Source organism: Chryseobacterium sp. W4I1, from assembly GCF_030816115.1.
Lineage (GTDB): Bacteria > Bacteroidota > Bacteroidia > Flavobacteriales > Weeksellaceae > Chryseobacterium.
Map to the genome: position 1 here is coordinate 238,806 of NZ_JAUSXQ010000001.1, position 12,441 is coordinate 251,246.

Below are 12,441 nucleotides of genomic sequence, written 5' to 3' on the forward strand. Positions count from 1 at the left end.
GATGAAAAAAATAGCTTTACTGACATTAATACTGAATGTCTTTTTATTTATAAATGCTCAAGTTATTGAAGGGTCTTCTTTTGTTCCAAAATATTATCCACCAAGTCCTAACATTTCTTCATTGGGATCTTTTGGAATGTATCCAATGAATCTTGCAACAGGGCAGCCTAATATTGGAATATCATTATTTTCAAATAGCAGTTACGGAAATGATGCTGATATTAATCTGAATTATAATATTTCTTCTGTAAAGCCAGATTTTCAAACTTCCTGGGTTGGATTAGGTTGGAATCTTTCTGTAGGAGGAGCTATTACCAGACTAGTTAATGGAGGAATTGATGAATGTTACTTGAGTAATTATACAGACCCAACAGTATTTTCCTATTATGATCATTATTCAAGGTTAAATACATCAGATTGGTATAGTGATGCGAAATTAACTCAATATTATCAGTTCATGACGCCACTTTTTCCAGCGTATGATGAAGCCTATCCTTCACCGGATGAGTTTGCCTTCAATGTAAATGGGTTAAATGGAAGTTTTTTTAAAAATCATGAAGGAAAATGGATCGTAAAGGCTAATCAAAACTTGGATATAGATGTCAAAGAGGAGCTTAAGTCTGATTTTAGTTTTCTTGAAAATGGAGGTACTACGAACCAGGTGAATTGGTTTCTTAAAAGAATTATTTACGGATTTGTATTGACCGATCAGATTGGAACAAAATATACCTTTGGTAAAGATCCAAAAGCTCTTGAAATCAATGGTATAGAAACTGTAGATACAGCATATAATCCTGCAATGTATGTAAAAAGTTGGTACTTGACTAAAATAGAATACCCAAGTGGAAAAAGTATTTCTTTTGAATACTCTAGTGATAATAGAGCAACCTATGTTGTACATAGTTCAGCATATTATTCTACCTACAAAACCCAGTCATCCTCAGTATCACAAAGTAATACTTCAGGGAATTTTAATTTACTCACCCTTGATAGAAGCTTTTATAAGTATTTAAGCAAAATAAAATTTGATAATAATGAAATCAGTTTTTATAAATCATACTCCAGTGCACTGGATTATAATACTGTAAATGTACCTTGGGGACAGCTCAATACAAACTATGAAATGATTCATTACCCAGGTAATTATAACAGCAGGAAACATTGGTATAAGCTGGATAGTATTGTAGTAAAATCAAATAATGTAAGAAATAATGCGGTCGTATTTAATTATGAGAATACACCAAGTTATAGATTGAGACTATTAAATGTTTCTATTGGTAAAAGTCAACAAACGAAGCAGCAATATTCTTTTGAGTATAATCCTTTAAGATTACCTGAGTTTAATGTCAATAAAACAGACCATTGGGGAAATTATAATAACAAAAATTTTGAAACAAGTGTTCCTCAAGGCCCAAATTATACCTATTCAAAAGCACAGATGCTTACCTATCCTCAGTATAGAGAACCTGACTTTACTTATGGAACAGCAGAATTATTGCAGAAAATTATTTATCCAACTAAGGGATACACTTTAATTGAATATGAACCTCACACTTATTCTAAACTTTTAAACAAAACTATTAATGGTTTTGATGTGAATATTACGGGAAATAAAATTGCTGGAGGTGCAAGAGTTAAAAAGATGACTATCAACGATAATATAAATAGTTACAGTAAGTCCTTTTTCTATGTTGATGACTACCTTAATGGCTCCACCTCTTCTTCAGGAGTATTGGGAGGAATGCCTAATTATTATGATGAGGCTAATATTAATAATGGAAATTTAGAGTTCTGGAAACTATCCTCCTCATCATATATTCCTCTGAATTATACAAATGGAAATTATGTTACCTATTCTAAAGTCTATGAAAAATTAGAAAACGGAGCGATTACAGAACATGCTTTTTCTAATCAGGACAATGGTTTTAAGGATTTGAAATCGAATAACTATCAACTTATTCAGGGAAATATCGGATATGTAAATACATTTGAGCCGGCAAATATAAGTATTGTAAAGAATGCTTTAGATAAACTTGGCTATAATAATTTGGAGGTAGAGCGCGGTAAACCTTTGAATGAAAAATATTATGATAGCAATAAAAATTTACTCAGAGAAATTCAATATAACTATAATACAAATCCGTCAAGGTTAACAGACAAAATACGATCCATTAGTTATATAGCGGATGTATATGGTAAGCCTGTAGATATGACGATGTATGATATGATTGCCCAAATGCATATTGTTTCTAAAATGTCAGCCTATACTATATATTCTCACCATATTCCTCTTGTTTCTACAACGAATATTGAGTATTTTAATAATAATCCTGTTACATCATTATCTCAATATACGTATGGAACAACAAATCATCATCAGTTGTTAAATCAGAGAACAACAATGTCAGATGGAATTGTTAAAGAAACAAATTATAGCTATGCTTACGAAAAAGATAACCAATTGATGATTTCTAAAAATATGGTGGGAATTCCTTTGCAAACAGTAACAAATAAAACAATTGGTCCTGTAAGTAAGATACTATCCAAAACAGAAACATTATATCCATTCAATCAATCAGAAGCAGATCAGAAAACTTCTGGGTTGGTATTACCTTATTCTGTATTGTCTACTGATTTACAAAATAATATTTCTACTGAAGTTACATATGATAAATACGATAGTAAAGGTAATTTACAGCAATATACCACAAAAGATGGAATTCCTGTGTCAATTATCTGGGGTTATGGCCAGACTCAGCCGATTGCAAAAATAGAAGGAGCGAAATTAATAGATATTTCACAATCATTAATAGACTCTATTGTAGATGCTTCCAATACTGACGCTCCTGCAGCAGCTAATAATGATGAGACCTCGTTTTTATCAGTTTTTAATACGTTCAGAAGCGCTTTGTCTAATTATCAGATTACGACTTATACTTATGATCCGCTAATTGGAGTAAGAAGCATCACTCCACCATCGGGCATCAGAGAGATTTATATTTATGATACCGCTAATCGACTGAAAGAAGTTAAACAAATGGATAAAGATGCTGCAGGAAATCTAGTATACAAAATTGTGAAAGAATACAAATACAATTACAAAAACTAAAAACGATGAAAAAGATAATTATTCCTATAGGCTTCTTGGTCATGAGTACTCTACAAGCACAGGTATCCAATACAGAAAACTATATCCAATCCAAAACCTATTTAGATTATAACGGAACCATACCTACTAAAACCTCCGAAACCGTTCAATATTTTGATGGACTCGGGAGACCAAAACAAATAGTCAACGTAAAAGCATCACCTCTTGGAAGAGACGTCGTTACCCATATTGAATATGACCAGTTTGGGAGACAGGTAAATGACTACTTACCCGTTCCGCAATCTCAAACTTTGAATGGAGCGATTGTTCCTACCCCTCTGGCCAATGCTACCCAGCCCGGAATTTATGGATCAGAAAAGATCTATGCAGAAAAGATCTTGGAAAGTTCACCACTGGATAGAATTCAACAACAGATCCAGGTAGGTAACGACTGGACGGGAAAGCCCGTAAAATTTGATTATGATACCAATATAGCTGGTGAAGTAAAGAAATATATCGCTACTTCTGCGGGTGCCACTTCTTCCGGTGTAACATTATCAGGGACCTACGGAGCCAGCCAGCTGTATAAAAATACCATAACTGATGAAGACGGCAATAAAAGCATAGAATTTAAAAACGGACAGGGACAGGTATTATTGGTGAGGAAAGTGATAAGCAGTACAGAAAATGCAGACACTTACTATGTATACAATGAATACAACCAACTGGCTTTTGTAATTCCACCTAAGGCCTCTGCTGTTACAGATCTCAGCACGGTACTCGGGAGCTTGTGCTATATGTACCGGTATGACGGAAGAAACAGGCTGGTGCTTAAAAAACTTCCGGGAAAAGGCTGGGAATATATGGTTTATGATAAACAGGACCGCCTGATCATGACCCAGGACGTTGTAATGGGAGCCTCAAAACAGTGGCTGTTTACCAAATATGACCAGTTTGGAAGAGTAGCCTATACAGGAATATATACCAGTTCCCAGGCTTATGGTGTAGCAGGAAGAGCAGCAGAACAGGCCTTAGCAGATGCAAAAGGCAGTAACAATGTAACCAGAGCCTCTACTGCAGGATTCACCAACAGTGGATTGGATGTATATTATGATAATGGTTCTGCCAGTTATCCAAGTTCTGTCACTAAATTGTTAAGTGTCAACTATTACGACACCTACCCTGCTTACGGCTTCAATCCGGCTTTTCCTTCCACAATTCAGGGAGAGCCCGTTTTGACTCAAACCCCTTCAGCTGATGGGAGAAGCACCAAAGGATTACCAGTAATGAGTTTGGTTAAGAATATCGAAGATGACAGCTGGACAAAGAATTATACGTATTATGACACCAAAGGCAGGCCTGTTGGAAGCTATTCCATTAATCATTTGGGAGGATATACTCAAACAGAAGCTAAGCTTGATTTTTCAGGAGTTCCGCAAGAGACTTTTACCACCCATTTAAGAAGGCCAAATGAAGAAGGTATATCCATCAAAGAAAGATTTGTTTATGATAATCAGAATAGATTATTAAAACATTACCATCAGGTTGACAACTGGACAGAACAGCTGTTAGCAGATAATTCCTATAACGAGCTATCCCAGTTATCCAATAAAAAAGTGGGTTCTGTAAGCGCAGGAGTCCCACTGCAAAGCATAGACTACGCCTACAATATCAGGGGCTGGATGACGGATATTAACAAAGACCAGATGGCTGTTCCAAATTTAGGGGGGAAATTATTTTCTTATAAAATTAAGTACAATCAGAAGAATGGTCTCACCAATCCTGATCCTGTTTTATTTGCAGGAAAAGACGTAAAACCAAAGTATAACGGAAATATCGCAGAAATAGATTGGAGATCTGTCGAATCTCTGGGAGCAAACCCACCTACAGAACCCAAAAGATATGGTTATGCCTATGATAGTTTAAACAGATTAACGGCAGGATATTATCAGAATCCCAATAATTCAGGAAGTAAAGAAAATACAGAATCATTAGATTATGATTTAAATGGGAATATTACAAATCTCTATAGAACATCTGTTATGGAGAACGGTAATACTACTGCTACTGTAATTGACAAACTCGCCTATACCTATGTGGGAAATCAAGCTGTAAAGATCAAGGATAACAGTAATAACAAAACGGGATATGAAGGCACCGCAGGTTATCCTATTGATTACGATTTGAATGGGAATATGAAAAGTATGATAGATAAGCAGATTACAGGAATAAACTATAATTACTTAAACCTTCCTGATGTTTTGGATATTGACTTTGGCCAGATAACAACCCAAATAAAAACAAATTATCGTGCTGATGGAATAAAACTAAGAAAAGAAAATGTAAAAACTTCTGTAGGAGTGGCAAGTACAACCTGGACTAAAGAAACGACAGATTATCTTGATGGTTTTCAATATCTAAACAAAACATCTTCGGATGGTGGAGCTATTGAAATGTTCTCTAGAGTTCCGATGGAAACAAAGCAAGCATTAGAAATGCAGGCATTTAGAATTAATCCTCCTATTGATATTGACCCAACTCCTATAGATCCGATTATTGTAAATCCTCATAACCCTGAATTGCAATTCTTTCCAACAGCAGAAGGATTTTATGATTATCAAAGAAAAATGTATATTTACCAGTATAAAGATCATTTAGGTAATGTGCGGGTAAGCTATGCAAGAAGTAATACCACAGGATTGCTTGAAATTACAGATGCCAATGATTACTATCCATTTGGAATGAATCATTTAAAGACAGGAAATGCTATTTTTGGCGCTGGAAAGTATCAGAATTACAAGTACAACGGCAAGGAACTTCAAGAGACTGGGATGTATGATTATGGTGCAAGAATGTATATGGCGGATATTGGAAGATGGGGTGTGGTAGATCCGCTGGCGGAGAAATTCTTTGATTTTAGTAATTACAACTATGTTCTAAATAATCCAACAAAATTTGTCGATAAAGATGGAATGGATGTTTATTTATTAAATGAAAATGGAAAATTTATACTTGCAAAAAAACAAGCAGGAGATGACTTAGTTTATGGCTACGATAGTAAAACCGGAAAACTCAATGATAATAATGGAGATAAAAAAGGAGACTATAAGGATGGGATAAGAATAAAAACTAAAGGTTTGGTTGGACAGTTGCAATATTACAGAGATGGTAATAAAGATGATGATAAGTATGGCTATGAAGGATACCATCAATCTATAAAAGAATATAATTCTCAAGTGGAAGATGATATGTTTAACTTATTTAATTATACAGCTAATAATGCAAAAAATGTTGAATTCTCACTTATAGATTTTAATTTAGGTGATAAGAGATATATGGCCTTACAAACATATAATGATACGGGACAGTCTCCTGGACCATCACAAATTGGGGTTGATAAAGGAGTAAATGCCTTTTATCATAACCATCCCTTTTCATCAAAATATAGTGAAAGTTATACAGAAAAAAATGCAATGGGGGTAAGAGAGAATGGTCAGTACTATGGGAGTGGTGGAGATTATGGAAATGCGGTTAAGTATAAAACAAGTTACCCAAATTATGTGTTTTTCCCAAAATCAACTAATCTTTATAATGTGACTAAAACAGGAGTTTATTTTATACAAAAAATTAATAACAATAGTAAAAATTTAAAAAAATGAAAACAATTTTTACGTGCTTGATTTTTCTTTTGTTATTGATAAATTGTAAAAAAGAAAATAAAAATTCTTTTTTCAATGAAAACTTGACAAGAGAGATATTAAGATATCAGAAAAAAAATCAAATTCCAACCAAAAGTTTATATAAACTATTTATATACGAAATTTCTTTTTCGAAACAAAAAGATACAATACTTACAATAACAGTGAATCCTACAGGAATTCAATCAAAAAATAGTTATGGTATTTATAAGAACAAAACTCTTAAACCATCTTATGTGATTGACAACCAAGGTTTAGGAAAAAAATTTATAAAGCTTTATAAAAGAGATAATATAGAAAACTATATTTTAAAAGGTCTCCCACCCAATATTGATGTAATTTATCCTGTTTATAAATATAATGTAAAAGATGATAAATTGATTCTTATTGATTCACTAAGATAATTACATTAAAAGTAGACAAGAGTATCCTATGCTCCCGTACGATTAAATTGTGTGGCAGATACCAAAAACAACAAGTATAAGAGCAAGAAACTACAGGAGACTGGAATTGTTAATAAAGAAGATGAGAATCACTTATTCCAATATAGAAATACATATGTACCAGAACCGGTTCCGGATAACTGAGAATTAAATAATTCAAGCCACTCATTGAGTGGCTTGAATTTTACATAATCGGTTGCAGTTTAGTTTGTTTTAGGAGAGCATTAGGGATAGGGAAATCATGTTGTCCATGGTATCTTTCGGCATTGACTATCTGTATATCTCAAGCAACACAGTGCCTTCAGTAGATTTTAAAATAGGTTTTGTGCTTCAAGCCAAGAAAAATATTAAAATCAAAAAAACAATTTATAACACGACGTATTCTGTCGCTTTACAACAATATTTTCGCATTATAAAAAAAGCAAGTGATAAAAAAACACTAATTAGTGATAAAATTTATATTAAATCTCATTAAAGAGATTTGTTTGTGTGTTAAAAAATGTTAAATTCGCAAGCCATTATAAAACTAAAATTAACTCAAATACACGAACATATGAAGAAATTCTACTCCGTTGCATATATTCTATGCACGGTTCTGGGGCTGTCTGCCCAGGAAGTTTTATGGCAGAAAGATATCAAATCCTCTACACAGGATTTTCTAAGCCAGATTACGACAACAATCGATCAGCAATATTTAATTACCGGAAGCTCAATCCAGTCTTCTAAGATTCAGGAAGGAAATAAACAGAATAACGGCTATGACTTCCATGTGGTAAAACTCAACCAACAAGGAGAAGAAGTCTGGGAAAAATACTTTTCAGGACAGAACCATGATTACCTGTCAGCTTCAGTAGCTACCCAGGAAGGAGGATTTCTTCTCGCCGGAACTTCCTATTCCGGAAAAGGGTTAGATAAAAAAGAAGATTCCAAAGGTGGATCGGACATTTGGTTGATTCGACTTAATGAATTCGGGGATGAATTATGGCAGAAAACACTCGGAACCTCTTCCGATGAAGAAGCAAGATCTGTTATTCAAACAACTGATCTTGGATTCTTTGTAGCCGGAAACATCCAGAACTCAGCTAAAGGGTATGGCTCCAAAGATGTTTTGATAGTAAAACTCGATAAAAACGGGAAAGAACTTTCTCAATCTGTTTTAGGTGGAAAAGGCTTGGATGAAGTAGAGAAAATGATTCCTACGAAAGATGGAGGAGCTTTGTTGGGAATTTATTCCAGAAGCAATATTGGAGGATCAAAAAAGACCGAAAATTATGGTGAAGGAGATTACTATATCATCAAGCTGGGTAAAGAAGGAAAAGTAGAATGGGAAAAGAATTTTGGCGGAAAAGGAGATGATCATATCAGAACACTGGCATTGACATCAGCAGGCTATTTGATTGGTGGCGAATCCAGGTCTGAAAGATCAGGAAATAAAACAGCAGGCATTGAAGAAGGAACAGATCTATGGCTGATTTCATTGAACGAAAGAGGGGAAGAAATCTGGCAGAAATCCCACAATTTTGGGAGCCGGGATATTCTGATGGGGACAAGTGTTATTCAGAGCCAGGATCGGGGAGCCAAGAACCAAGATGTGACCAAAGGAATTTTATTGGGAGGTTATACCCAGGCAGAAGGAAGAATTGAGACTGATGATGAAACCTTCTGGATGCTTTATTTAAATCAAGATGGCAATGAACAGTGGAGAAAGCATGTTAAGGGAGAATCTAGAAAAAGAGAAGAAAGACTTTCCGATATTAAGCTAAACAGAGATGGTTCTATTATTCTGGCAGGAACCAGCGCCGAAGAACTCGGGAAAGAAAACTGGAAGATTGTGAAGCTTGGAGATAAACAACTTGATCAGTTGATCGAAAAACAGGATATTAAAATCTATCCAAACCCGGTCTCAGATTATGCTTATGTAGAAATAGGTTTTGATTTTAAAGAGGCTGATATTATGCTGTATGATATGGGTGGAAGACAGCTTCTGGCTTTGAAAACTAAGAATAACGTGACGAAGATTAATACCCAGAATTTGATTCAGGGAGCTTATCTGGTGACGATAAAGACGGATACTAACAAAACGGCTAATGCCAAATTAATAAAGAAATAGCATGAGAAAAATATACATATCATTAACACTAATTCAATTTTCAATAGCTTTCTCACAACAATACTTGGACAAGGTACAGATTAAATCTCCTCAATCCTATGCGTTTGAGAAATACGGCAATGTCCCGATTAATTTATACACAGGAACTTTAGATTTAAAGATTCCAATCTATTCTATTCCTACCAGTGAAGGAAAGAATATTGATGTTTTTGTTTCATATGATTCCTCTGGGTTTTTACCGCATAAGAAGTCTGATTTTGCAGGAATGGGTTGGTCCATGCTTGCCGGGGGGAGAATTACCCGGACATTAAACAGATTCCCCGACGAATATCAGGGAAATCCAACTTGGACCGGGGCAAAACCCTTTTGATTCGGGGGTGGATTTTCATGGTTTCCTTACTGGTGTACGTTTGAATGCTTATACCAATGCACAGGTCTACGACCTGAATAGCGGTGCCGGTGGTATCACAGGATTAGACTGGCGACTTGGAACGGTTGATAACGGTTATGAAGGAGAACCTGATATTTTTAACTTTAATGCAATGGGGCTAAGCGGAAAGTTTGTTATTGGTAACGATGGGAATGTATTGGTGGAATCGGAGGATCCTAATATTAAAGTAGATTTGTCGGGTATGGTATCTTATGGTGGTAAAGAATTTTGTAAACCACCCAATCAGACTATCATTATTACTGATGGACAGGGTAATAAGTATTACTTCGGAGGTGATTTTTCAAAGTATGAAATCAGTTACTCGCTACCACAGCCGGGTATGAGTAAGAACAATTGGTTTAAGGGTTTTCCTTATATCAGTTCTTTCAGTCTTTCAAAGGTTGAGTTTACTAATGGACAGACTGTTACTTTTGGATATGTTCAGGATACATTAAACAGTACTTTTTGCAGTCTTACTACTTCGTCGTCCAATGTAGTAGCCAATGCTAAATTGATGAATTTTGAAGGATACTATCAGGATGGAGCACGAATTGATGACTGGCAGAATTGCCCAAGCGGTTTGACGGGCTGTGGTTCAGCGCTAAGCAGTACTTCAATCCTCAGTGAAAATTTTGTGCTGACAAAACGCTCACTTTTAGAAAGTATTACTTATGGAACTCATCAGGTAAAGGTCAATTATAAAGATACTGGATATCCCATCAGGCATTATGAAGGCGGTTCAGCAGTGCTCCTGTTTAATGAATATGTAATAGACAATATTCAGCTTTTTGATAATAGCCATCTAATACAAAATAATGTGTTTACTTATGAGGACCTGGGTGGTGCTAATAAAAGACCTTTTCTTAAGAATATCACGGATCCTGTAAGTAATAAAGTATATGGTTTTGAATATTACAATACGGATAATTTACCCAAATACGTTACCAAGGGAATTGATCATTGGGGATACTGGAATGGAAATGATAACAACCAGAACTTGGCACCGTATGATACTTATAATGCCAGTACTGGAGATTATACACTAAATAACACATTTAGAGATCCTAATGTTCAAAAATATAATGTAGGCTTACTGAGCAAAATAATTTATCCAACCAAAGGATATTCCATCTTCGAGTATGAGGCGCCTTATTATGGACAAAGGGTAGAAAGAACATCAGTAAGTTCATTTCTTCCTACTCTGATGAATAATGGAGGAGCAATAGGAGGAGCAAGAATTAAAAAGCAATATGATTATTCAGAAAATGGTGGAATAATCAATAACAAGGAATATCGGTATACAACTACTTTAAATGGTACAACATCATCCGGAATACTTATGAACTGGCCTAGATATATTTACTATATTGAATTTAATACTCCTACGGCTTATCAAAAGTTAATGATCAGGTCAAGCTCCAATGTACAGCAAAATTCACTAGACAGTTATAATGTAGGATATCAAAAAGTTTATGAAATCAATGTAGGAAAGGGTATTACAGAATACAACTTTACAAGTTATGTGGATTATCCGGATATTATAACCCCTGATGCGGGTAATCTTAGAGAATATAACAATATGGCTTCTCCTTCACCATTGAATTTATACAAAAATTTTAAAAACTTATATGGAACAGATCGAACTATCTTAAGGGGTAAGTTGAAAACCAAAACTATTTATTCGGAAGGTTCAACAAATCCATTGAGTATGACTGAATTCACTTATAATGATAATATAGACTATAATCCTAATAATACGAAGGACAATAATAATTATGTGAGTTTTAATCATCTATCAGGAGCATGGGTACAGGGATATAAAAAGTATCTGAATTCTTCAGCAATAAAGAAAAAAGTGGTAACAGATTTTTTAAATGATGTTCCTGTCCAAACAATAACAGATTATTTTCATGATAGCAGCAAACATTTAAACCGTACCAAGGAAAACATTACGACTGCCGATAATACTATTATATCCCAAAATTATTCATACGCTCAAGATGTCAATGTGAATAATAATCTAATGATTTCTAAGAATATTACTGGAATTCCAGTAATAACAGAGGTCAAAAAAAACAATAAAACTATTGTTAAAACGGAAACTGTATATCCGGCTTCGCTTCCCACTGCACAATCTGGGAACCTAGTCCTTCCTTTGTCTGTGCAATCTTATGATCTTCAAACTAATTCTGCTTCCACAGAAGTAACTTATAATAAGTACGATTCCAAAGGTAATTTACAGCAATACACAACAAAAGATGGAATTCCTGTGTCAATTATCTGGGGTTACAATAACACCCAGCCTATTGCAAAAATAGCAGGAGCAACTTATAGCCAGGTGGAAAGTTTGATCTCGGATATTGTTACTGCTTCTGAAAAGGATGCTAATCCTGCATTGTATAACCTACAGCCGGAAGAGGCTGAAACACAACTTATCAATAAGTTAGATATATTCCGAACCTATTCCGGGTTATCAGACTATTCTATCACAACTTATACTTATGATCCGCTAATTGGAGTAAGAAGCATCACTCCACCATCGGGCATCAGAGAGATTTATATTTATGATACCGCTAATCGACTGAAAGAAGTTAAACAAATGGATAAAGATGCTGCAGGAAATCTAGTATACAAAATTGTGAAAGAATACAAATACAATTACAAAAACTAAA

General features: G+C 34.7%; 6 protein-coding genes. All 6 read left to right on the plus strand.

The window, feature by feature from the left end; all coding sequences use genetic code 11:
* The first annotated feature begins 1 nt into the window (after position 1).
* The 6 genes from QF044_RS01180 to QF044_RS01205 all read left to right on the plus strand — a co-directional run bounded on the left by QF044_RS01180 (position 2) and on the right by QF044_RS01205 (position 12,440).
* Entirely contained in the window at positions 2-3,109 is a 3,108-nt protein-coding gene (locus tag QF044_RS01180) for a hypothetical protein (RefSeq protein WP_307262685.1), read from the plus strand.
* Positions 3,110-3,114: 5 nt separating this feature from the next.
* The gene (locus QF044_RS01185) at positions 3,115-6,747 is read left to right on the plus strand and encodes a DUF6443 domain-containing protein (RefSeq protein WP_307262688.1); all 3,633 of its coding nucleotides are present in this window, start codon (positions 3,115-3,117) and stop codon (positions 6,745-6,747) included.
* A complete protein-coding gene (locus tag QF044_RS01190; protein WP_307262690.1) occupies positions 6,744-7,190 on the plus strand; it encodes a hypothetical protein in 447 nt (148 codons plus the stop codon). The genes QF044_RS01185 and QF044_RS01190 overlap by 4 nt, the downstream gene beginning before the upstream one ends.
* A gap of 592 nt (positions 7,191-7,782) precedes the next feature.
* The gene (locus tag QF044_RS01195) at positions 7,783-9,339 is read left to right on the plus strand and encodes a T9SS type A sorting domain-containing protein (protein WP_307262692.1); all 1,557 of its coding nucleotides are present in this window, start codon (positions 7,783-7,785) and stop codon (positions 9,337-9,339) included.
* A 1-nt stretch (position 9,340) separates the two neighbouring features.
* On the plus strand, positions 9,341-9,709 hold the full coding sequence (locus QF044_RS01200; RefSeq protein WP_307262695.1) for a hypothetical protein: 369 nt from the start codon (positions 9,341-9,343) through the stop codon (positions 9,707-9,709).
* 7 nt (positions 9,710-9,716) lie between these two features.
* Positions 9,717-12,440, plus strand: coding sequence for a hypothetical protein (locus QF044_RS01205; protein ID WP_307262697.1), 2,724 nt, complete (start codon positions 9,717-9,719; stop codon positions 12,438-12,440).
* The last annotated feature ends 1 nt before the right edge of the window (position 12,441 follow it).